The sequence below is a fragment of the Pseudomonas putida genome, assembly GCF_028682395.1.
Classification (GTDB): domain Bacteria; phylum Pseudomonadota; class Gammaproteobacteria; order Pseudomonadales; family Pseudomonadaceae; genus Aquipseudomonas; species Aquipseudomonas putida_AB.
The window spans coordinates 172470-194510 of the sequence record NZ_JANHLC010000004.1 but is presented as its reverse complement, the minus strand read 5'-3'; the positions used below and the strand labels follow the sequence as shown (position 1 = coordinate 194510).

Genomic DNA, 22041 nt, shown 5'->3' with positions numbered 1-22041 from the left:
CCCGACCATAATTGCCCGGCCTGCCCCGTGATCCGCCCCTGGGAGACTGTCTTGTCGAGTGCATCCATACCTACCGCCGATTCGGTGCTGCTGGTGCAGTTGTCCGATAGCCATCTGTTCGCCGAGGCGCACGGCACCCTGTTGGGCATGAATACCCGTGACAGCCTGCAGCGGGTGGTCGAAAGGGTCCTGGCCGAACAGACGTCGGTCGACCTGTTGATCGCCACGGGCGACCTGTCCCAAGACGGCACGCAAGCGTCCTACCAGCAGTTTCGTCAGATCAGCGAGCAGATCGCGGCGCCGGCCCGCTGGCTCCCCGGCAACCATGACGAAGCCCGCGAGATGGCCGCAGCGGCCCAGCACAGTGATTTGCTTGAGCCGGTGGTCGACCTCGGTGCCTGGCGCATTACCCTGCTGGACTCTGCCGTACCCGGCTCGGTGCCCGGCTATCTGGCCGACGAGCAATTGCAATTGCTGGTGCAGGCCTTGAGCGAAGCCCCTGAGCGTCATCACTTGATCTGCTTTCACCATCATCCGGTGCCTATCGGCTGCACCTGGATGGAACCCATCGGTTTGCGCAATCCCGACGCGCTGTTTGCCGTGATCGAGCGCTTCCCCCAGGCCCGGGCCATACTCTGGGGCCACGTGCACCAGGCCTTCGACCAGTCGCGTAACGGTGTGCGGTTGCTGGCATCACCCTCCACCTGCGTGCAATTCGAGCCCGGTAGCGACGATTTCAAGGTGGGCGAGCAGGCCCCCGGCTATCGCTGGCTGCGCCTGTTTGACGATGGACGTCTGGAAACCGGGGTTTCCCGGGTTGCCGACTTCCACTTTGAAGTCGATTACGGCAGCACCGGCTACTGATCGCGCGCTTTAATGGCAGGAAACACCCATGACTGCGCCAGCGTGCGCGACTCAGGCTAAACTGCGCCTCTTTGCCTGCGCCCCTGGGGGGCGGTGCTTATGGAGAGCGAACGCATGCCCGGCTCGATCCTGTATATCCATGGCTTCAACAGCTCACCCCTGTCGAAGAAAGCCACCCAACTGATCGCGCTGATGGACGCCTTGGGCCTGGCCGGGCAACTGCGGGTACCGGCCCTGCATCACCACCCGCGTGAGGCCATGGCCCAACTGGAAGCCGCGATCGCCGAGCTGGGGCGTCCACTGCTGGTCGGCAGCTCGCTCGGCGGCTACTATGCGACTCACCTGGCCGAGCGCCATGGCCTGAAAGCCTTGTTGATCAACCCGGCGGTCGGCCCGCATCGCCTGTTCGACGGCTATCTTGGCCCGCAGCAAAACCTGTACAGCGGCGAACAATGGGCGCTGACCCACGACCATGTCACGGCCCTGGCCGAGCTGGAAGTGCCGCCCCCGCAGGATCCGCAGCGGTTTCAGGTCTGGCTGCAGACCGCCGATGAAACCCTGGACTACCGTGTCGCTGCCCAGTACTACCGGGCCTGTGCCCTGCGTATCGAGGCTGGCGGCGATCATGGCTTTCAGGGGTTCGCCGAGCACTTGCCGGCCCTGCTGAGTTTTGCCGGCGTGGGTGCGGACCTGTACCAGGCCATCGATTTTTCCGCGCTTTGATCGCGGCAACCCTTTTCACTGACGACTAACGACGAGACCCCATGGCCACTCCCAGCGCTAGCTCTTATAACGCAGACGCCATCGAAGTCCTCTCGGGCCTCGACCCGGTGCGCAAACGCCCCGGCATGTACACCGACACCAGTCGGCCGAACCACCTGGCCCAGGAAGTCATCGACAACAGCGTCGACGAAGCCCTGGCCGGCCATGCCAAATCGGTGCAGGTCATCCTGCATGCCGACCATTCCCTGGAAGTCAGCGACGATGGTCGTGGTATGCCAGTGGATATCCACCCGGAAGAAGGCGTTTCGGGGGTCGAACTGATCCTGACCAAGCTCCACGCGGGCGGTAAGTTCTCCAACAAGAACTACCAGTTCTCCGGCGGCCTGCACGGCGTGGGCATCTCGGTGGTCAACGCGCTGTCGACCCAGGTCCGGGTCAAGGTCAAGCGTGATGGCAATGAGTACCAGATGACCTTCGCCGACGGCTACAAGGCCACCGAACTGGAAGTGGTCGGCAGCGTTGGCAAGCGCAATACCGGTACCAGCGTGTATTTCGCGCCGGATCCGAAGTACTTCGATTCCCCCAAGTTCTCCATCAGCCGCCTCAAGCACGTCCTCAAGGCCAAGGCCGTACTGTGCCCGGGGCTGCTGGTCAGTTTCGAGGACAAGGCCACCGGCGAGAAGGTCGAGTGGCACTACGAGGACGGCCTGCGCTCCTACCTGGTCGATGCGGTCAGCGGCTTCGAGCGTCTGCCGGACGAGCCGTTCTGCGGTAGCCTGGCAGGTAACAAGGAAGCCGTGGACTGGGCCCTGCTGTGGCTGCCCGAGGGCGGCGACAGTGTCCAGGAAAGCTACGTCAACCTGATCCCGACGGCGCAGGGCGGTACGCACGTCAACGGCCTGCGTCAGGGCCTGCTCGACGCCATGCGCGAGTTCTGCGAGTTCCGTAGCCTGCTGCCGCGTGGGGTCAAGCTGGCGCCGGAAGACGTCTGGGAGCGGATTGCTTTTGTCCTGTCGATGAAGATGCAGGAGCCGCAGTTCTCCGGCCAGACCAAGGAGCGATTGTCCTCGCGCGAGGCCTCGGCCTTTGTCTCCGGCGTGGTCAAGGATGCTTTCAGCCTCTGGCTCAATGCCAACCCCGAACTGGGCATGCAACTGGCCGAGTTGGCGATCAGTAACGCCGGGCGGCGCCTCAAGGCGAGCAAGAAGGTCGAGCGCAAGCGCATCACCCAGGGGCCGGCGTTGCCCGGCAAGCTGGCGGATTGCGCGGGCCAGGACCCGATGCGCGCCGAACTGTTCCTAGTCGAGGGTGATTCCGCCGGTGGTTCGGCCAAGCAGGCACGGGACAAGGAGTTCCAGGCGATCCTGCCGCTGCGCGGCAAGATCCTCAATACTTGGGAAGTCGATGGCAGCGAAGTCCTGGCCAGCCAGGAGGTGCACAACATCGCCGTGGCCATTGGGGTCGACCCGGGCGCCGAAGATATCAGCCAACTGCGCTACGGCAAGATCTGCATCCTCGCCGACGCCGACTCCGATGGCCTGCATATCGCGACCCTGCTGTGCGCCTTGTTCGTCCAGCATTTCCGTCCACTGGTGGACGCCGGCCACGTGTATGTCGCCATGCCGCCGCTGTATCGCATCGACCTGGGCAAGGAAATCTTCTATGCCCTGGATGAAGCCGAGCGTGATGGCATTCTTGACCGGCTGGTCGCCGAGAAAAAGCGTGGCAAGCCGCAGGTCACCCGATTCAAGGGGCTGGGCGAGATGAATCCGCCGCAGTTGCGCGAAACGACCATGGACCCCAATACCCGGCGCCTGGTGCAACTGACCCTGGACGACTATGCCGTGGCATCGGAAATGATGGACATGCTGCTGGCGAAGAAACGCGCCGGCGATCGCAAATCCTGGCTGGAATCCAAGGGCGACCTGGCGCAGGTGCTGGCCTGATGCAGCGTGCCTGGGGGGCATGTTTGCTGATGGCCGCGCTACCCGCCGCGGCCGAGCCGTGGACGGAGCTGAAGTTGCTGGCCGAGCACCCTGTCGAGGGCATGCGTGGCGGCAATCTGTCGGGCCTGGCGCAATGTGGCGGCGCGTTGTGGGCGGTTTCCGATCGCGACGACGACCTGCTGTATCGGCTGGATCAGGCGGCGGCTGTCTGGCAGGCCGAAGGGGTCGCTCTCCAGGTGCCGCCGGTGCCTGATAGCGGTTTGCCCTGGGGCCTGCGCTCGCGGACCTGGGCCAGCAGTTTTCTGCGCGGCGGTGAGCTGGATTTCGAAGGCATCAGTTGCGATACCGCCGGTAATCGTTATCTGGTCAGCGAAGCCCACGCCGCTGTGCTGTTCGTGCCGAAAGAGGGCCCGGCGAACTGGTTGAAGATCTCCCCGAACCTGGTACGCCAGGCGCGGGGCAGCGGCATGTTGCTGCATTTCAACGCGCTGTTCGAAGGCCTGGCGGTCAGCCCCCAGGGTGATCGGATCTGGCTGGCCGCGGAGCGTGAGCGTCGTGGCCTGATGCTGATCCAGCGCCAGCAGACCTTGTGGAACTGCAACGGTGCCTGTGTCCTGCTCAGCGAAGCGGGCACTGAAATGCAGCCGGCGCAGTTTCCGCAGGCGCGGGAAGTCTCTCGGGACTTTTCCGACCTGGCGCTGTTCAACGGCAAGCTGTTTACCCTGGAACGCAATGCCTATCGCATTTGCCGGCGCGATGCGGCGACTGCCGCCGTCGAGCACTGCTGGTCGTTTGCTGCCGAGGCGCTGACCGATGCACGGCGTTATCCACAGGCGTTTGGGCTGGCCGAAGCATTGGTCATCGACGCCCAGGGGGCGTGGGTCGGTGTGGATAACAACGACGGTGCGCGCAATGATGGCGAGCGTCGGCCAATCGTCTGGCGTTTTGCCGCGCCGGCCGGTGGCTGGGGAGCCAAGCCATGAGCACGCAACCGCCGGGAAAACGTGCCGGCCGTGTGCTGCTGGTGCTGGCCTGGGGCGCCGGATTGTTTCTGGCGACGCGGTTTTTCGGCGCCTGGGAACAGCGCCAGGAAAACCCCAATGCGGTCGTCAGTTCCCAGCAGGGCGATGGCTTTATAGAAGTGCAGCTGCAGGGTAATGCCCTGGGACATTTTGTCGCCACGGGGCAAATCAATGGCCAGGCCGTGCAGTTTATGCTCGATACCGGGGCGACCGATGTGGCCATTCCCAGCGCAGTGGCCGAGCGCCTTGGCCTGGCGCGGGGCGTACCGGTGACGGTCAGTACCGCCAATGGTCGCAGCGAGGGGTATCGAACCCGGCTCGACAGCGTAAGGCTGGGCGCCATCGAACTGCGTGACGTCCGGGCGCTGGTGGCGCCGGGACTGGACGGCGAGCAGGTGCTGCTGGGCATGAGCGCCTTGAAAAAACTTGAATTCACTCAGCGCGGCGGCACTATGCTGCTGCGCCAGACTACGAACTGATGAGGCCCGCATGAGCGACTCCCTTGATCTCAGCCTGGATGGCGTAGAACGCCGGTCACTGGCTGACTTCACCGAACAGGCCTACCTCAACTACTCCATGTACGTGATCATGGACCGTGCTTTGCCGCATATCGGCGACGGCCTGAAACCGGTACAGCGGCGTATCGTCTACGCCATGAGCGAGCTGGGGCTGGACGCTGACTCCAAGCACAAGAAATCCGCCCGTACGGTCGGTGACGTGCTCGGTAAGTTCCACCCCCACGGCGATTCGGCCTGCTATGAAGCCATGGTGTTGATGGCTCAGCCGTTCAGCTACCGCTACACCCTGGTGGACGGCCAGGGCAACTGGGGTGCGCCGGATGACCCCAAATCTTTCGCCGCCATGCGTTACACCGAGGCGCGCCTGTCGCGTTACTCCGAAGTGTTGCTCAGCGAGCTGGGGCAAGGCACGGCAGACTGGGGCCCGAACTTCGATGGCACCTTGGACGAACCGCTGGTGTTGCCGGCGCGCCTGCCCAACATCCTGCTCAATGGCACCACCGGCATTGCGGTGGGCATGGCCACGGACGTGCCACCGCATAACCTGCGTGAAGTCGCCAGTGCCTGCGTGCGCCTGCTCGATGAGCCCAAGGCCACGGTGGCCGAGCTGTGCGAGCATATTCAGGGCCCGGACTACCCGACTGAGGCGGAAATCATCACGCCGCGCGCCGACCTGCTGAAAATCTACGAAACCGGTCGTGGTTCGGTGCGCATGCGCGCCGTTTACCATATCGAGGATGGCGATATTATCGTCACGGCCCTGCCGCACCAGGTCTCCGGGGCTAAGGTGCTGGAGCAGATCGCGGCGCTGATGCAGGCCAAGCCGTCGAAGTTGCCGCAGGTGGCGGATCTGCGTGACGAGTCCGACCATGAGAACCCCTGCCGGATCGTGATTATTCCGACCAGCAACCGGATCGACCACGAAGTGCTGATGCAGCATCTGTTTGCCAGCACTGATCTGGAGTCCAGCTACCGGGTCAACATCAATATCATCGGGCTGGACGGCAAGCCGCAGTTGAAGAACCTGCGTGCGCTGCTGGTCGAGTGGCTGGAATTCCGCGTGCGTACCGTGCGTCGGCGCCTGCAGTTCCGCCTGGACAAGGTCGAGCGTCGCCTGCACCTGTTGGACGGCTTGCTGATCGCCTACCTCAACCTGGATGAAGTGATTCATATCATCCGCACCGCCGAGCATCCGAAGGCGGAACTGATCGCTCGTTTCGAACTGAGCGAAATCCAGGCCGACTACATCCTCGATACGCGCCTTCGCCAGTTGGCGCGGCTCGAAGAGATGAAGCTGCGCGACGAGCAGGATGCCTTGCTCAAGGAACAAGCCAAGCTCCAGGCGCTGCTCGGCAGTGAGGCCAAGCTCAAGAAACTGGTGCGCAGCGAACTCATCAGCGATGCCGAAACCTATGGCGATAACCGCCGTTCGCCGATTGTCGAGCGTGCGGAAGCCAAGGCCCTGACGGAAACCGAGCTGCTGCCCAACGAGAAGATCACGGTCGTCTTGTCGGAGAAAGGCTGGGTTCGTTCGGCCAAGGGCCATGAAATTGATGCCACTGGTTTGTCCTACAAGGCCGGCGATGGCTTCAAGACCGCTGCGGCCGGGCGCTCCAATCAATTTGCGGTGTTTATCGATTCCACCGGGCGCAGTTATTCGGTGGCGGCGCATACGTTGCCATCGGCCCGTGGCCAGGGCGAGCCGTTGACCGGCCGCCTCACGCCGCCCCCGGGCGCGACCTTCGAGTGCGTATTGCTGCCCGAGGACGATGCGTTGTATGTCATCGCTTCCGATGCCGGCTATGGTTTCGTGGTCAAGGGCGAGGACTTGCAGGCCAAGAACAAGGCCGGCAAGGCGCTATTGAGCCTGCCCAATGGTTCGAAGGTGATGTTGCCCAGACCAGTCAGCAATCGTGAGGAGAACTGGCTGGCAGCAGTGACCACCGAAGGGCGCCTGCTGATCTTCAAAATCAGCGACCTGCCGCAGTTGGGCAAGGGCAAGGGCAACAAGATCATCGGTATTCCCGGCGAGCGGGTCGCCAGTCGCGAGGAGTATGTGACCGATATTGCGGTGATCCCGAACAATGCGACCCTGGTGTTGCAGGCGGGCAAGCGTACCTTGTCGCTCAAGGCCGACGATCTGGAGCACTACAAGGGCGAGCGAGGGCGGCGTGGCAACAAGCTGCCGCGAGGTTTCCAGCGGGTCGATGCGCTGTTGGTAGAGAATCTCGATTAGCCGTTGCAGAGCGCTCGATCTGCGCTTTCAAGCGTAGATCGACGCTGCGGCGCTGGAGTCATGGCGCAGATTCACGGATGATATAGGCGCTTTCGAGACCGGCGTGGCTGGGTGCTCGACTGATTTTTTTGCGTATCACACTGTGGCTTGCCTGATGGCCGCCACCTGGATGGGATGATGATTGCTCTGCGCCTTCCTTTTATTGCTCTGCTGACCGGTGTACTCGGGTTGGCAGGGTGTAGCGTTCACCAGCCGGTGTCCCTGTACCAACTGGACAGCGGCAAACCTGGCCAGCCGACCCAAAGCGCCGGCATGGCGGTGGTGCTCGGGCCGATTTCCCTGGCGGACTACCTGCAACGCGAAACACTGCTGCAACGCCAGGATGATGGCAGCCTGACTGCCGCGACCGACGGCCGTTGGGCCGGTAGCCTGTCTTCCGATATCAACCAACTGCTGGTGCGCCAGCTGGCCTGGCGCCTGGACAGCCAGCGAGTGGTGCTGTCACCGGCCCCGGCAGGTTTTGCCGAGGACGTACAGGTCCTGTTGACCATTACCCGCCTGGATTCCGGGGTATCGCAGCCGGCGATTCTCGATGCTCAGTGGCGCTTGCTGGACCGGCGTGGCAAGGTCCGTGATAACCGCATCGTACACCTGGAACAGCAGCACTCCGGTAGCTCGGCGGATCAGGTTCAGGCCCAGGGCGAGCTATTGCAGCGCCTGGCCGAGCAGTTGAGCGTGGCCCTCAAGCCCCTGGCCAACCAGCCGCCGCTGGTCGAGGATGCTCCACGCAAAAACGCCCCGGCGCCTGCCCGCCAGGCTGCGCCGCAGAAACCCAAGATCCCGATGGCTGCGCCGATCCGTACCGATATGGAAGTGTTTCGCTTCTGATCAGCGGTGACAGACAATAAAAAGCCCGCTATTGAGCGGGCTTTTTATTGTCTGTCGAACCAAGCCTGGCCGCCGCGCCTCAGTTTTTGGCCCGGGTATCGTGCATGCGGGCCAACTGGCGCTCCAACATCGATGGGTAAGGTTCCATCAGGCGCTCGACGCAGCAGGCGCCTTCCGGGCTGGCAATTGGGCGGATGCGGGCACGCTGGCGGATCAAGGCATCGTCGCTGATCCGACGCTCCACCAACAGCAGATTGCGGCTGTGCTGGGAGAGCGCCAGGGCATCCTGGGCGGTTTCGGTCAGCAGCAGGTCGATCTGGCTCAGGCCGAACAGGTCTTCGCCGAGGGTCAGGCCCAGTTGCAATTGCAGGGTGATGCCGCTGTCGGCGACTTCGATCTGCAGCGCATGGCCGAGGGCGCGAAGCAGCTCGCCGCAGCAGATGGCATTGGTCAGGTAATCGTCGCCGCTGTCTTCGCTATGGAAGAGCATCAGCGTGCTGCCGTCATTCAGCGTGTGCAGTTCGCTCTGATACAGGGAGGCCGCCTGGTCGAGGCAGTCGCGATAGCGTTGCAACAGTTCCAGCAGGCGCGTGCGCGGCAGACGACGCAGCTGTTCCTGGGCACCCAGTTGTACTGCGAGGACGGCGCTGTGCTGTGGCTGCGACGGTTCCTGCACGTGCGGTTGCGTTCGTGTGGCTGGCGCATTGGCGCTGGCGTCGCGCAGGTCGGCGAAGGGGTCTTCGTCGTCCGGCTCGTCTTCCTCGGCGCTCACCAGATGACGTGGCGCGGCCTTGGCAGGCGGCATCGCCGGCGCCTCGTCGAAGTCCGGGTCGCGCAGGTTGCGCATCTGGAAGGTCGGCTGGGCGGGTTCTTCTTCGACGTAGTCGGGCTCGTCGTAATCGTGCGCGGATTCGGCTTCAGGCTGCTCGGGGACCAGGCGGGCCTGGAGCTGGCGCGCCAGATCGCCGATTTCATCCTGGCGCTGGACGGCCGGGGTGTGCTCGTCCATATCGCGCAGCCAGACCCGCAGTTGCAGCAGCGGCGTGGAAATATGCCGCCCCAGGCGCAAGCTGAGAGCCAGGGCCAATGCCAGCAAAATGGCGCTGAGGATGCCCATGCTTTGCAGGCTGATGGTCATCGGCTGCTGGAACTGAGCCATGTCCAGGCTGATGCGCAGGTGCCCGGCGGTGACATCCTGGAAGGTGATTTTGGTTTGGTACAGGCCTTCGACTTCACCCAGCAGGCCGTTCTTCGGGCGCTGCCCGGCTTCGGCCAGGATGCGGTTGTCGACGCTGTAGATGGCGGCGTGGGCCACCAGCGGGTTTTTGGTCAGGTTGTTGAGCAGTACATTGAGGCTGAGGATGTCATTGGACACCAGCAGTTCAGTGGCCGAGGTCGCGGTCTGGGTGGTCAGGCTCTGACCCAGGGCATCGGCCTGCTCGTGCATGGCCTGCTTGAACTGCAGCCCCATGACGCACGCGTAGATCACCAGCGCCAGGGCGACGAGGATCACGTTATGGCTGGCAATGCGCAAGGCAAGCGGTACGCGGCGATGGCGCAAAGCCCGGAAGATCAGCAGGAAGAAGTTGTCGGTTTTGACTGGCGTGGGCCGGTTCACTGAGCGCGGCTCTTTTGTCCGTTAAGTTGACGCGCAGTATAGCGAGCAGCCCTAGGCCGGCAAAGCGTTGGCTGTGCCCGATAGTCACTGAATGTGGGTAGAATGCGGTTTTTTTCCACGAACGGGGGTGCGCCTTGCGCGAAATCGTCCTGATTAACATCACTGGTGAAGACCGTCCCGGTCTGACTGCGGCCATAACCGGCGTTCTGGCCCAGGGTGGTGTGAACATTCTCGACATCGGCCAGGCGGTGATCCACGACACGCTGTCGTTCGGCATCCTGGTCGAGATCCCGAGCACCGAGCAGGCTTCTTCGGTGCTCAAGGACATCCTCTTTACGGCCTACAAGCTGGACCAGCAGGTACGTTTTACTCCGGTCTCGGAAGAGGACTACCAGAGTTGGGTCAATGGCCAGGGCAAGACGCGCCACATCGTCACCCTGCTGACCCGTAAGGTCACGGCCGAGCAATTGCAGCGGGTCAGCTCGATCACCGCCAAATATGCGTTGAACATCGACCATATCGACCGTCTCTCCGGGCGCATGCCCCTGGATACGCCAGCGGATCAGGGCAAGGGCTGCATCGAGTTTTCCGTACGTGGCGAGCCGGCCGACCCGCAGGCGCTGCGGGCCGAGTTTCTGAGCGTGGCCCAGGAGCTCAATGTCGATATCGCCTTCCAGGAAGATTCGCTGTTTCGCCGCAACCGACGCCTGGCGGTGTTCGATATGGATTCGACCCTGATCGAAGCCGAAGTGATCGACGAATTGGCCAAGGCTGCCGGGGTCGGTGATCGAGTTGCGGAAATCACCGAGCGGGCCATGGCCGGCGAACTGGATTTCCGGGCGAGCTTCAAGGAGCGCCTGGCGCTGCTCAAAGGGCTGGATGTGAATGTGCTGGATTCGATCGGTGCCTCGCTGCGCCTGACCGAGGGCGCTGAAACCCTGTTCGCCGAACTCAAGCGCCTGGGTTACAAGACCGCCATTCTTTCCGGCGGTTTTACCTACTTCGCCAAGCAATTGCAGGCCAAGCTGGGTATCGACTATGTGTTCGCCAACGAACTGGAAGTGGTCGATGGCAAGGTGACCGGCGTGGCCATCGAGCCGATTGTCGATGCCCAGCGCAAGGCGGATCTGCTGCGTGAACTGGCGAACAAGGAAGGTTTGCGGCTGGAGCAGACGATTGCCGTAGGCGATGGCGCCAATGACCTGCCCATGCTGGGGATTGCCGGGCTGGGTGTGGCCTTTCGTGCCAAGCCCCTGGTCAAGCAGTCGGCCAAGCAGGCGATTTCGACGCTGGGGCTGGACGGCATTCTCTACCTGCTTGGCTTTCGCGACCGCGACGGGCAGATCTGATGGGCGTGCCCTTCGCACCTAGGCGGGTGCGAAGGGCATTGCTAGTGGTTCAGAGCACTTTCCACAACGAATCGAAGTCTTCCTCGGGCCCGCCGGCAGTTGGCTCGGGCTGCTGCTTGGGCGTTTCCAGGGTACGGTACTCGAACTGATTGAAGCTGCCGGTGCTGGTCAGGCGTTTGATCAGGGCGGCCCGAGTCTCGTCCCCATTGGTATTGATGATGACCTTGTTGCCTTCCTGAAAAGGCAGGCGCGGGGTGAGTAGCGTGGCCGGGATATCAATCGCGCTGATTTGCGGCAGCAGCAGGGCGCGCAGGTACGGTCCCTGGTCCGTGCCGGAGCGCACCTGGCGCAGGCCGCACGGTTGGGCATGGGGGGCGACCAGCTCGGTACCCATCTGGGTGCCGCCACTGCGGACCTGGCGTATCCAGCGAACCACGGCGACGCTCCAGCCCTTGGATGTCGGGTCCTGGATGCCGACCAGTTCGCCAGCCTGCAGTTGCCCGGGAACCTCCTTGGGCCAGGCCAGGCAGTAACCGCCAGGACTGTGGTTGATGATCTGCAGGGAATAGGTCGGGAAGTCCTGATTGCTGTCTGACAGCCGTTCGTTGCCTTCATCGACCGGGTGATACTGGATTTCTTCGTACGGCAGCATGTTGTCGGCGCTGCCATGGCGCTGGGCGTCGAACGCATGGTTCCAGGCATCGCGCTCGGCACTGCTGGCCATTTGCGCGGTGAAGTGCGCAGGCTTGTCCAGGGTCGGGCATTTAAGAATGTCGCTGAAGGACTTCTGCCCGCTCATATAGAAGTGCAGGGCGCTCATGCCGATACACAGGGTCAGGCTGCCTTGTCCGGGCGTGCGCTGAAAGGTCCGCTCGGCGGCCTCGCCCCAGGCGGCTGCGAGGTGCTGAAGCACATCGATGCTCAGCCCCGAAGGTACTTGCAGGCGCGAATGGGCCTGTTCTTCGGGAGGCAGTGCGAGATGTTCCTTGATGGCATCGACCAGCGCCCCGGGGTTGATGCCCACGAGATCCGGCAGTTGCTCGGCGCTGTACAGCGAGGTATAGCGCGGCGGTGCATCGACATTGGGCGCGATGGCGAAGAGGCTAGACGCCAGTGTCGCGCTCTGCAGCTTGACCTGTGCGCTCCAGGGTTCGAGCACTTCGGCGAGCCGGGCAATATTGTGCTGGCGCATCTGGTTGCAGCGCGAGCAGCCCAGCAGCAGGGCGACGATATAGGTCTGCTCGATGCTCAGGCTGTGGGTCTGGCTGGCCAGTTCGTCGACGACCTGGCTGTTTTGCAATTGGAATTGGCAGGCGATCTGGTAGAGCTGGTGCAGCTCCAGCCATAGCCCTTCAGGCACGGGGCAATAGAGCTGGCTGGCGCGGATCAGCGGGCCATTGAGGCTGTGCAGGGCACGCTGCAGGGCGATGGTCAGGAGCGTAGCGTGCTCTTTGCTAAAACGTGGGGCGTTGCGAATGACCAGTTGCTTGTAGCCGATGGCCAGGTGGTTCTGCAGGGCCTGGCAGAGGTTGGCGACCTTGCGCGGGCGTTCGTCCAGGACGATCGCCTGGCTGAGGAAGTGCCGTTCCAGGTGCTTGCAGACGTAATACACCTCGGGCCGCAGCAGCTCCAGGAGTTGCAGGCGGTTTTCACTCGGGGTAATGAGTTGGTTGAGTTCCACCAGGCCCTGGTAGAGCTGGCGCGCAGTTTCACCGAGGTTGGCCTTGGGCAGGCTGGCGATCCAGCGCTTCAGGTCGCGCGGAGTTGCATCGCAGAAGCTCAGGCTCAACTGCGTTGGCGTTGGCGCGCGCAACAGACTCGGATTGCTCATGTAACGGGCTTGCTCCTTCGGCATAACTCAATCGCCAGGCCATGGGCGATTGAATGAATGATGGCACATAGCCGGTGGGCGACTCTAACAGCAAAGGCCGGCAACGTCAGTTGTCCGGCCTGATCGAAGTCAATGCCTAGGCTTTTGGCTGGCCCAGACCCTGGCCCATCACCACTGGCGAGCCGGCTTCCAGGCCTTGGGCCCAGGCGACCTGATCGGCGCCGAACAGGACAATGGCGGTGGAGCCGAGCTTGAATCGGCCCATTTCGGCGCCTTTCTCCAGGTGGATCGGCGCACGGGCGGCTTCGTCGTAGCGTACGCTCTTCAGCGCGCGCTTGGGAGGCGTGACCAGCCCGGCCCAGACGGTTTCAATCGAGGCCACGATCATTGCACCGACCAGAACCACGGCCATCGGGCCGCGTTCGGTGTCAAACAGGCAGACAACGCGCTCGTTACGTGCGAACAACTCCGGTACGTTCTCGGCGGTGGTCTGGTTGACCGAGAAAATCCGCCCGGGCACATACACCATCTCGCGCAGGGTGCCGGCCAGCGGCATATGGACGCGATGGTAGTCCTTGGGCGACAGATAAATGGTGGCGAAATCCCCGCCCATAAACTCCGCGGCCATGGCCGGATCGCCGCCCAGCAGTTCCAGCACGCTGAAGCTGTGACCCTTGGCCTGGAAGATCCGGCCGTGTTCGATCGGGCCCAACTGGCTGACGGCGCCGTCGGCCGGGCTCAGGATCGCGCCGGGGGTCTGGTCCAGTGGTCGTGCACCGTCTTTCAGGGCACGGGTGAAGAAGGCGTTGAAGTGCTCGTAGGCGCTCAGGTCTTCGACCAGGGCCTGGGACATATCGACCTGATAGCGCTTGGCGAACCAGGCGGTAAAGGCGTTCTTGAACCAGCGCACGCGGCATTCGGCAATGCAGCCGGCCAGACGTGACAGCAGGTGGTGGGGCAGCAGGTACTGGCTGAGGATAAACAGACGCTTTTTCATCAAGGATCCTTGGTTGATCTCAAATCTCTACGGGGGTGTCGGGGTGGTTGCCCCATTCGCCCCAGGAGCCGGCGTAGGCTTTTACGCGCGGATACCCAAGCGCTTTCGCGGCCAGGTAAGTGAAGCCGGAACGGTGGTGTGTCTGGCAGTGGGTGATCAGCTCTTTATCGGGCGTGATGCCCAGCCCGGCGAGCACGGCGGCCAGGTCCTGGCGAATGCGCAGGTTGCGCGCCGGGTCCATGCCGGCGGTCCACTCCAGGTTGACCGCCCCGGGAATATGCCCGGCCTTGGCCGCGAGCACTTTTTCGCCGCTGTATTCGAGGGCGCTGCGTGCGTCCCAGATGGCCAGGTCGGTGGCGCCCAGGCGGCTTTGCAGGTACTCGCGGGTCGCGGTCGGCTGCTCATGGAGCGTGAGTGTCACGGGCGCGTTGGCACTGGCCGGTGTCTGGGTGGTGATGGGCAAGCCAGCGGCCAGCCAGGCATGCAGCCCGCCATCGAGGTAGTGGTAATGCTGATGGCCGATGACATCGAGCAGCCAGATAAAACGCCCGGCCCAGCCACCGCCTTCATCGTCATAGACCACGTAGACGGCATTGGGGTTGTGCCCCAGTTCGCCGAACAGCGCTTCGAGCGCCGCCTGGGTCGGCAGCAGGCCCGGGGCGGGAGGTTGGCCGAGTTGGGTGCGCTTGGGCTCGACAAAGTGCGCGCCGGGCAGATGGCCGTTGGCGTAGCGAGCGGTGCTGGTCAGGTCCACCAGGATCAGTTCGGGGGCGTCGAGGCGGGCGAGCAGATCGTCGGGCTCGATAACCAGCGGCAAGCCAGAGAAGTCAGGCATGTGAGGTCTCCAGGGCACAAAGGGACAGAGTGTAACGCAAGCGTCAGTGGCCGCGAGTGGTAAAGCTGAGCAAGGCCTTTTCAATGCACTGCGCGGTCTTGCCGAAGGCTTGCACGGTAACGGGTGAGAGCGGTCGGCCGCCCTGGTCCGCCATGATCAGCATGATGACCCGATCATTGCAGCTGATCGAGCGCAGCAGCAGGTGGTCGCCATTGAACAGGCGCCGCAGGTTGGCGGGCAGGTGTGCGGAGAACTGGGCGTTATTGTCGGGATCCAGGCGAATCTGCGCCGGTTGCTTGAGCAGGCGCTGCAGCACGCTGCTCTGGCGCGTCGCCAGGCGCAGATTAGCCGCTTCCTTTTCCAGCCCGGCGGTCTGCTGGGCCCGCAGATAGCTGTGTTCGCGATCGGCCATCAGTACCATGACCCGGCGCATGCCGCAGGCGACCAGGGCATCCCGGGCGCAGGTGGTCAGGTGCATGGTGTTGGTGAACCGGCTCGGTTCGCCGAGCAGTTCGGCGCAGTAACGACGCCAGACCGCCAGCGCTTGCGCGGACGGTGGTGGGGCGGGAAACAGGCCGGGATGGATACGTGGGCTGTCCCAGGGCCAGAGCAACGCTTCGGCCGGGTGCCAAAGGTCGGGCATGCCGTGGTCGCGGGCGCTCTGGACCGCATATTGGTGGATGTGCTGCTGCAACTCGGCGAGAGGCTGCTGCAAATAAAGGCTGGTCAGGTATTCCCAGCGCCGGGTGTGCGGGCTGTCCCAGGAGGCGTGGGCGGCCAGGGCCAGGCCGTTGGCCAGGAGCACGCAATTGGACGGCTGGTTCAGCCAGCGGCGCAAGGCTTGGTCGTTGTCCAGGTGCTGTTGCTGGCGCAGCGGATCGTCGTGGTCGCGGGCGATATGCAGCACCCGCACCAGTACGCGTTTTTCGTCGATCAGCAGGCGGTAGCCCTGGGTAACCCACTCCGGCAAGCGCCAGACTTCGCTGAGTGCCGCGCACATTTCGAGCAGGCTGACGCCGAACAGTTCGCGTTCTACGCGCGGCGCGGGTTCCTGCTTGTGGATAACCCGCAGCTCCCACTCTTCGAGTAGGTCCGGGTGGGTCACCGCCAGGGGCCAGAGTGGCGAAAGAAACAGCAGGCTGCCCCAGTGTATGTCCTGCCAGAGCCGCGCCAGGCGGCTGGCAAACAAGCCGTTGGCCTGCTGGCTGGCGTGCTGGCTGATCAATTGCAGCTGGCGCAGGGGCTGGGGGATTGCTTCCAGGGGCATGGCCGGCAGACGCGCGAGCAGCTCTTCTGTGCGCTTGAGGCCCAGCCGGGTGATGGCGACCTCAAGATTTTCGGCGGGTTCGCCGATACTGTTGCTGTGATGGTTGGCTTCGCGAATCAGGCTCAGGGCCAGTGCCGGGCTGTCCTGCATCAACTCGGCGATACTGCGCAGCGAACTGCGGCTATCGGCAATGGCGCGACAGACCTTGTCGTGGCTGTCCTGAGGGACGGGCAGGCGAACATGATCGAGAAGGCGAATCCAGCCTTCGATCGTGTGCGGTTTTGGAGTTGGGACGCTTGTTTCATTAGCCATGGTCGGGGCGCGATCACCATTCATAATTGCACGCCCGGGATGGGCCAAACTGGCTTTTCGCCTTAACTGGCTATAGTCTGGCGCAGTTTCGCCGATAAGTAGAAGAAGAGTTTTACTAACTTCCGAATATGACCTTGAACCCGACTCAGTAAGTGCTCTCTACCTATGGCTAAGATTATCGGCATCATCGTCGTGTTTGCGAGCGTGCTCGGCGGATACGTGCTTTCCCACGGCAAAATTGCCGCGTTGATTCAGCCCTTCGAGGTGTTGATCATCGGCGGCGCGGCTTTTGGTGCTTTCCTGCAGGCCAACCCCGGCCACATGACCATGCACGTGATCAAAAAATCACTGGGCATGTTCGGCACCCGCTTCACCCACACCTTCTATCTTGAAGTGCTCGGCTTGACCTACGAGATTCTCAACAAGAGTCGTCGCGAAGGCATGATGGCCATCGAGGCGGACATCGAGGATGCTGCGGCCAGCCCGATTTTCGCCAAGTACCCTGCGGTGCTCAAGGATGCGCGCATGACGGCGTATATCTGCGATTACCTGCGCATCATGTCCTCGGGCAACATGGCTCCCCATGAGCTTGAAGGCCTGTTCGACATGGAACTGATGAGCATGAAGGAAGATCTCGATCATCCGTCCCATGCGGTGACCGGTATTGCCGACGGCATGCCAGGTTTCGGTATCGTTGCGGCGGTACTCGGGATCGTGGTGACCATGGCGTCCCTGGGTGAAGGCGACCAGGCGGCCATCGGTATGCACGTCGGTGCGGCCCTGGTGGGGACGTTCTTCGGTATTCTCGCGGCCTACGGCTTCTTCGGTCCGTTGGCGACTTCCCTGGCCCACGATGCCAAGGAAGAACTGAATGTCTACGAGGCCATCAAGGCGTCGTTGGTGGCCTCGGCTTCCGGCATGCCGCCGTCGCTGGCCGTGGAGTTTGGACGCAAGGTGCTGTATCCGGGCCACCGTCCTAGCTTCGCCGAGCTTGAACAAGCGGTTCGCGGTCGCTGATTCATGGAAAACAATCAGCCGATTATCATCAAGCGCGTCAAGCGCTTTGCCGCCGGGCACCACGGCGGCGCCTGGAAAATCGCCTTCGCCGACTTTGCGACGGCGATGATGGCGTTCTTTCTGGTGCTGTGGCTGCTGTCCACGGCGACCCCGGAGCAGAAGATCGCCATTGCCGGCTACTTCAAGGACCCGATCGGTTTCTCCGAAAGCGGCACGCCGTACATTATTGACCTGGGCGGTTCGCCAGAGCTGGCGCCGGACAACACCCTCAACCCTGAGGTCAAGTCCCAGCCGCAGCCGGACAAGGTGACGATCGATACCGATCAGGTCGAAGGCATGGCCGAACAGGTCGAGAAGGAGCGCCTGGAACTGTTGCTGCAAGAGTTGCAGAACAAGGTTGAAGAAAATCCGCAGTTGCAGAAGTTCAAGGACCAGATTCTCTTTGAAATTACCCAGGACGGCCTGCGTATCCAGATCATGGATGCGGATAATCGTCCGATGTTCGACTCGGGCAGTGCCCGTCTCAAGCCGTATTTCGAAGACATCCTGCTGGCCATGGCGGACACCATCAAGGCCGTGCCGAACAAGATCAGTATCAGCGGTCACACCGATGCGACGCCGTATGCCGGTACCGGCGACTTCGGCAACTGGGAACTGTCGGCCAACCGCGCCAACGCCGCGCGCCGTGCCCTGGTTGCCGGTGGTTACCCTGATCCGCAAGTGGCGCGGGTGGTGGGTTATGCCTCCTCGGCGCTGTTCGATCGGGAAAGTCCGTTCAACCCGGTCAACCGGCGGATCGACATTGTGGTACTGACGAAAAAGGCTCAGCGTGCCATTGAGGGCGAGCAGGGGGCAAGTGAAGAGCCCAAGCCTGCGGACGGCGCTTCGGGTGAGCCGGTCGATCCCCATGCGCTGCCAGCGGACAAGGAGCCGATGCCGGCTCATGAGCTGCGCCAGAAGTTGAATATCTTCGAGGATGGCGTACTGAAGATGGACGAGCCGGGCAAGCCCAAAGCCGGCTCCTGACCCCCCCGCCAGAAACAATAAGGCCGCGATGATCGCGGCCTTATTGTTTCTGGCAGAGGGCGTTTCAGTAGCTGGTTTCGGGCAGGCTGGCGATGATCGAGCGGTAGCTGTTCATACGTTGCTGCTGCACGCGGCCGTCTTCCAGGGCCTTGAGCAGGGCGCAGCCGGGTTCGCGGTCGTGTTTGCAGTCACGAAAGCGGCAAGTGCCGATCAGGTCATTGAACTCGATAAAACCGGCTTCGACATCGGCGCGGCTGACATGCCCAAGGCCGAACTCGCGGATGCCGGGTGAGTCGATCAGTTCGCCGCCGCCGGGGAAGTGGAACAGTCGCGCGGTGGTCGTGGTGTGCGTGCCCTGGCCGGATAGCTCGGACAGCGGCCCCACGCGGGTTTCAACTTCAGGCAGCAGGCTGTTGACCAGCGAGGACTTGCCGACCCCGGACTGGCCGACGAAAACGCTGATGCGCCCGTCCAGCTGGCTTTGCAGTTGCTCCATGCCATCGCCGTGATGGGCCGAGACCTCCAGCAGCGGATAGCCCAACTGCCGATAGACCGCCAGCAGAGCGTTGAGCGCCGGGGCGTTCTGCTCGTCGATCAGGTCGGCCTTGTTCAGCAGCAGCAAAGGGCGAATGCCCGCGTGCTCGGCGGCGACCAAGTAGCGGTCGATCAGGTTGGCGTGAGGCTCGGGCAAGGGCGCGAAGACGATCACGATCATGTCGACGTTGGCGGCCACCGGCTTGAGCTGACCGCGGCTGTCCGGGCGGCACAGCTCGGTATTGCGCGGCAGTTGCGCCACGATAACGCCAATGCCCTGGTTGCCGGCGCGCCAGACGACGCGGTCGCCGGTGACCAGTGCGGGCAGGTTGGCGCGCAAATGGCAGCGGAACACCTGTCCGCGCAACTCGCCCTCCTGGGCCTCGACCTCGACCTGTACACCGAAGTGGGCGATGACCAGGCCGGTCTGCTCGGGGCCCAGATCGCCGCCCTCAAGTGCTTCCACGGCGTGGGATTCGCGTTTGGCGGCGCGTGCGGCGCGCTCGCCCTGGATCTTTTCGATGCGCCAGTTTTGGCGGCGGTTGAGCTGGCGTTTGGCCATTGGTGTTCCGTGTCGATAATGCGGCGTGGGGTAGATAAAACGGTCGCGAGTTTAGCACGCCCTGCCACCGGCCTAGGCTAAACTGCGCGACTACGCCGAGGAGCTCATCATGCAAAACCCACAGAACCTGATCTGGATCGACCTGGAAATGACCGGTCTGAACCCGGATACCGATGTCATTATCGAAATGGCGACCATCGTCACCGACAGCAACCTCAATACCCTCGCCGAAGGCCCGGTGATCGCCGTGCACCAGAGCGATGCGATCCTGGCCGGCATGGATGAGTGGAACACCCGTCAGCACGGTGGCTCGGGCCTGACCCAGCGGGTGCGTGACAGCCGGATTAGCGCCGCTGAAGCCGAAGCCCAGACTCTCGCGTTTCTAGAGCAATGGGTGCCCAAGGGCAAGTCGCCGATCTGCGGCAACAGCATCTGCCAGGACCGCCGTTTCCTCTATCGCCACATGCCGGCGCTTGAAGGCTACTTCCACTACCGCAACCTGGATGTCTCGACCCTCAAAGAGCTGGCTGCACGCTGGGCGCCTGATGTGCGCGACAGCTTCAAGAAGGGCAGCACTCACCTGGCGCTGGACGATATCCGCGAATCGATCGCCGAGCTACAGCATTATCGCAAGCACTTCATCAAGGCTTGAGGGCAACGCTCGGGCAGTGGATCCGAGCCGGCTCGTACGCTTGGCTGGCCGCCCTCTTTTGGTGCCAGCCGCAACTGAGTAGACTGCGCGCCTTCTTGCTAGGAACGCCGCCATGTTGCTGATGCTTTATCTGGTTGCCATTACCGCCGAAGCTATGACGGGCGCCTTGTCGGCGGGCCGGCGCGGCATGGACTGGTTTGGTGTGGTGCTGATTGCCTGCGTTACGGCATTGGGCGGCGGTTCGGTGCGCGACGTGCTGCTCGGGCATTATCCGCTGACCTGGGTCAAACACCCTGAGTACCTGGTGCTGACGACGGTGGCCGCGCTGGTCACGGTGTTTATCGCGCCCTTGATGCGCCATCTGCGCTCACTGTTCCTGGTGCTCGATGCCCTGGGGCTGGTGGCCTTTACCCTGATTGGCTGTATGACCGCTCTGGAGATGGGCCACGGCATGCTGGTCGCCTCGGTCAGTGGGGTGATCACCGGGGTCTTTGGCGGGATTTTGCGGGATATCTTCTGTAACGACATTCCATTGATCTTCCGGCGCGAGCTGTACGCCAGCGTCTCTTTTGCTGCGGCCTGGTGCTTCCTGCTGTGCACTCATTTCGAACTGCCGGCCGACCAGGCCACGCTGATCACCCTGTTTGGCGGCCTGCTGCTGCGGTTACTGGCGATACGCTTTCACTGGGAAATGCCCAAGTTCGTCTATAACGACGAGCATTGACGGGTCCGGTGTTGCTCCAGTGCCCACTCGACATGCTCGCGTACGAGTGGCGAGGGGTCGTCGCGGCGCGCCTGCAGGGCCTCGAGCACCGCAATGGTCGATGGCGCATTGCCCAGTCCAACCGCCAGGTTGCGTAGCCAGCGCTCGTAGCCGGCGCGGCGCAGAGGTGAGCCTTCGGTGCTGCTGAGAAAGTGTGTTTCGTCCCAGCGAAACAACTCGGCCAGCCCTGCGTTGTCCAGGTTGTGCCGGGGCTTGAAGTCGCCCTCCGCCGAGGCGCGGGCAAAACGATTCCACGGGCAGACGATCTGGCAGTCATCGCAGCCAAAGACCCGATTGCCGATCAGGGGGCGCAGGTCTTCGGGGATCGGGCCCTTGAGTTCGATGGTCAGGTAGGAAATACAGCGCCGCGCGTCAAGCACATAGGGGCCGACGAAGGCGGCGGTCGGGCAGATATCCAGGCAGGCACTGCAGCGCCCGCAGTGCTCGCTGGCGTGGGGCGGGTCTTCGGGCAGCGGCAGGTCGACGAACAGTTCGGCGAGGAAGAAATAGCTGCCGGCCTTGCGATTGAGTATCAGCGTGTTTTTGCCGATCCAGCCCAGGCCGGCCTTCTCGGCAATGGCCTTCTCCAGCACCGGGGCACTGTCGACAAAGGCGCGAAAGCCGAACGGGCCGATGACTTGCTGGATGCGCTCGGCCAGTTGCTGCACGCGTTTGCGGATAAGCTTGTGGTAGTCGCGGCCCAGGGCGTAGCGCGAGACATAGGCTTTTTCGGGTTGGCCAAGCAGTTGGGCCATTTGCGTATCGCCGGGCAGGTAGTCCATGCGCAGCGACACCACGCGTAGCGTACCGGGCACCAACTCTTCCGGGTGGGAGCGTTTGCTGCCATGGGCGCCCATGTAATCCATCTCGCCGTGGTAGCCCGCATCAAGCCAGCGCTGCAGATGTTGCTCATGTTCGGCGAGGTCGAGGCCGGCGATGCCTACTTGCTGGAAGCCCAGCTCGCGGCCCCAATCCTTGATGGATTGGGCCAGGGCGGGGAGGTCGTTTGTAATGGCGGGCATGAGGCGAGAGAAACCGGGGCTGAGATGCGTATAATTCTGCCAGACATCGGAGCCTAAAG

At 62.9% G+C, this 22041-nt stretch carries 19 protein-coding genes; 12 read left to right on the top strand and 7 right to left on the bottom strand.

From position 1 onward, the window contains the following. Window positions 1-51: 51 nt before the first annotated feature. From cpdA to NPS46_RS12155, 7 genes are all read left to right on the top strand, one after another. Entirely contained in the window at window positions 52-864 is an 813-nt protein-coding gene (cpdA, locus tag NPS46_RS12185) for a 3',5'-cyclic-AMP phosphodiesterase (RefSeq protein WP_425312730.1), read from the top strand. Window positions 865-978: 114 nt separating this feature from the next. Continuing rightward, entirely contained in the window at window positions 979-1587 is a 609-nt protein-coding gene (locus NPS46_RS12180) for a YqiA/YcfP family alpha/beta fold hydrolase (RefSeq protein ID WP_274108063.1), read from the top strand. Window positions 1588-1628: 41 nt separating this feature from the next. Then, a complete protein-coding gene (gene parE, locus NPS46_RS12175) occupies window positions 1629-3533 on the top strand; it encodes a DNA topoisomerase IV subunit B (protein WP_274107423.1) in 1905 nt (634 codons plus the stop codon). Further along, entirely contained in the window at window positions 3533-4516 is a 984-nt protein-coding gene (locus NPS46_RS12170; RefSeq protein WP_274107421.1) for an esterase-like activity of phytase family protein, read from the top strand. Before parE ends, NPS46_RS12170 begins: the two co-directional genes overlap by 1 nt. Further along, on the top strand, window positions 4513-5034 hold the full coding sequence (locus NPS46_RS12165) for a retropepsin-like aspartic protease family protein (protein ID WP_274107419.1): 522 nt from the start codon (window positions 4513-4515) through the stop codon (window positions 5032-5034). Before NPS46_RS12170 ends, NPS46_RS12165 begins: the two co-directional genes overlap by 4 nt. 10 nt (window positions 5035-5044) lie before the next feature. Continuing rightward, entirely contained in the window at window positions 5045-7309 is a 2265-nt protein-coding gene (gene parC / locus NPS46_RS12160; protein ID WP_274107417.1) for a DNA topoisomerase IV subunit A, read from the top strand. A gap of 177 nt (window positions 7310-7486) precedes the next feature. Beyond that, the gene (locus NPS46_RS12155; protein ID WP_274107415.1) at window positions 7487-8197 is read left to right on the top strand and encodes a PqiC family protein; all 711 of its coding nucleotides are present in this window, start codon (window positions 7487-7489) and stop codon (window positions 8195-8197) included. 79 nt (window positions 8198-8276) lie between these two features. Here the strand turns inward: NPS46_RS12155 and NPS46_RS12150 are convergent, their stop codons facing one another. After that, window positions 8277-9815 (bottom strand): AhpA/YtjB family protein, encoded by a 1539-nt coding sequence (locus NPS46_RS12150; RefSeq protein ID WP_274107413.1) that lies wholly within the window; start codon window positions 9813-9815, stop codon window positions 8277-8279. 134 nt (window positions 9816-9949) lie between these two features. Between NPS46_RS12150 and serB the strand changes: the two genes are divergently transcribed. Next, window positions 9950-11164 (top strand): phosphoserine phosphatase SerB, encoded by a 1215-nt coding sequence (gene serB, locus NPS46_RS12145; RefSeq protein ID WP_274107411.1) that lies wholly within the window; start codon window positions 9950-9952, stop codon window positions 11162-11164. 49 nt (window positions 11165-11213) lie between these two features. Here the strand turns inward: serB and NPS46_RS12140 are convergent, their stop codons facing one another. The 4 genes from NPS46_RS12140 to NPS46_RS12125 all read right to left on the bottom strand — a co-directional run bounded on the left by NPS46_RS12140 (window position 11214) and on the right by NPS46_RS12125 (window position 16406). Next, window positions 11214-12995, bottom strand: coding sequence for a molecular chaperone (locus NPS46_RS12140; protein WP_274107409.1), 1782 nt, complete (start codon window positions 12993-12995; stop codon window positions 11214-11216). Window positions 12996-13131: 136 nt separating this feature from the next. Continuing rightward, window positions 13132-13992: an archaetidylserine decarboxylase gene (gene asd / locus NPS46_RS12135; RefSeq protein ID WP_274107407.1), complete on the bottom strand. Its 861-nt coding sequence runs from the start codon at window positions 13990-13992 to the stop codon at window positions 13132-13134. Between the two features lie 19 nt (window positions 13993-14011). Continuing rightward, window positions 14012-14827 carry a rhodanese-like domain-containing protein gene (locus NPS46_RS12130; protein WP_274107405.1) on the bottom strand — a complete coding sequence of 272 codons (816 nt, stop codon included), beginning with the start codon at window positions 14825-14827 and terminating at the stop codon, window positions 14012-14014. A gap of 43 nt (window positions 14828-14870) precedes the next feature. Beyond that, window positions 14871-16406: an HDOD domain-containing protein gene (locus NPS46_RS12125; protein WP_274107403.1), complete on the bottom strand. Its 1536-nt coding sequence runs from the start codon at window positions 16404-16406 to the stop codon at window positions 14871-14873. Window positions 16407-16571: 165 nt separating this feature from the next. Here NPS46_RS12125 and motA point away from each other — a divergent pair, with 165 nt between their 5' ends. Then, a complete protein-coding gene (motA, locus tag NPS46_RS12120) occupies window positions 16572-17423 on the top strand; it encodes a flagellar motor stator protein MotA (RefSeq protein WP_274107401.1) in 852 nt (283 codons plus the stop codon). A 3-nt stretch (window positions 17424-17426) separates the two neighbouring features. Further along, window positions 17427-18449, top strand: coding sequence for a flagellar motor protein MotB (gene motB, locus NPS46_RS12115; protein ID WP_274107400.1), 1023 nt, complete (start codon window positions 17427-17429; stop codon window positions 18447-18449). 64 nt (window positions 18450-18513) lie between these two features. Here the strand turns inward: motB and rsgA are convergent, their stop codons facing one another. Further along, window positions 18514-19545 (bottom strand): small ribosomal subunit biogenesis GTPase RsgA, encoded by a 1032-nt coding sequence (gene rsgA / locus NPS46_RS12110; protein WP_274107399.1) that lies wholly within the window; start codon window positions 19543-19545, stop codon window positions 18514-18516. Between the two features lie 109 nt (window positions 19546-19654). Between rsgA and orn the strand changes: the two genes are divergently transcribed. Together orn and NPS46_RS12100 are read left to right on the top strand one after the other, a co-directional pair. Next, on the top strand, window positions 19655-20197 hold the full coding sequence (gene orn / locus NPS46_RS12105; protein ID WP_274107398.1) for an oligoribonuclease: 543 nt from the start codon (window positions 19655-19657) through the stop codon (window positions 20195-20197). Between the two features lie 112 nt (window positions 20198-20309). Continuing rightward, entirely contained in the window at window positions 20310-20921 is a 612-nt protein-coding gene (locus NPS46_RS12100) for a trimeric intracellular cation channel family protein (RefSeq protein WP_274107396.1), read from the top strand. On the opposite strand, the gene queG is transcribed toward NPS46_RS12100, so the two are convergent. After that, window positions 20903-21982: a tRNA epoxyqueuosine(34) reductase QueG gene (gene queG / locus NPS46_RS12095; protein WP_274107394.1), complete on the bottom strand. Its 1080-nt coding sequence runs from the start codon at window positions 21980-21982 to the stop codon at window positions 20903-20905. The two genes, NPS46_RS12100 and queG, sit on opposite strands and share 19 nt — an antisense overlap. Window positions 21983-22041: the final 59 nt, after the last annotated feature.

Bases quoted from the DNA above. Each gene is read 5' to 3' on its own strand.
- parC (WP_274107417.1), top strand. From the start codon at position 5,045: ATGAGCGACTCCCTTGATCTCAGCCTGGATGGCGTAGAACGCCGGTCA.
- NPS46_RS12130 (WP_274107405.1), bottom strand. From the start codon at position 14,827: ATGCCTGACTTCTCTGGCTTGCCGCTGGTTATCGAGCCCGACGATCTG.
- rsgA (WP_274107399.1), bottom strand. From the start codon at position 19,545: ATGGCCAAACGCCAGCTCAACCGCCGCCAAAACTGGCGCATCGAAAAG.
- NPS46_RS12125 (WP_274107403.1), bottom strand. From the start codon at position 16,406: ATGGCTAATGAAACAAGCGTCCCAACTCCAAAACCGCACACGATCGAA.
- motA (WP_274107401.1), top strand. From the start codon at position 16,572: ATGGCTAAGATTATCGGCATCATCGTCGTGTTTGCGAGCGTGCTCGGC.
- NPS46_RS12165 (WP_274107419.1), top strand. From the start codon at position 4,513: ATGAGCACGCAACCGCCGGGAAAACGTGCCGGCCGTGTGCTGCTGGTG.
- parE (WP_274107423.1), top strand. From the start codon at position 1,629: ATGGCCACTCCCAGCGCTAGCTCTTATAACGCAGACGCCATCGAAGTC.
- NPS46_RS12155 (WP_274107415.1), top strand. From the start codon at position 7,487: ATGATTGCTCTGCGCCTTCCTTTTATTGCTCTGCTGACCGGTGTACTC.
- motB (WP_274107400.1), top strand. From the start codon at position 17,427: ATGGAAAACAATCAGCCGATTATCATCAAGCGCGTCAAGCGCTTTGCC.
- NPS46_RS12180 (WP_274108063.1), top strand. From the start codon at position 979: ATGCCCGGCTCGATCCTGTATATCCATGGCTTCAACAGCTCACCCCTG.
- orn (WP_274107398.1), top strand. From the start codon at position 19,655: ATGCAAAACCCACAGAACCTGATCTGGATCGACCTGGAAATGACCGGT.
- NPS46_RS12140 (WP_274107409.1), bottom strand. From the start codon at position 12,995: ATGAGCAATCCGAGTCTGTTGCGCGCGCCAACGCCAACGCAGTTGAGC.
- queG (WP_274107394.1), bottom strand. From the start codon at position 21,982: ATGCCCGCCATTACAAACGACCTCCCCGCCCTGGCCCAATCCATCAAG.
- NPS46_RS12100 (WP_274107396.1), top strand. From the start codon at position 20,310: ATGTTGCTGATGCTTTATCTGGTTGCCATTACCGCCGAAGCTATGACG.
- NPS46_RS12170 (WP_274107421.1), top strand. From the start codon at position 3,533: ATGCAGCGTGCCTGGGGGGCATGTTTGCTGATGGCCGCGCTACCCGCC.
- asd (WP_274107407.1), bottom strand. From the start codon at position 13,992: ATGAAAAAGCGTCTGTTTATCCTCAGCCAGTACCTGCTGCCCCACCAC.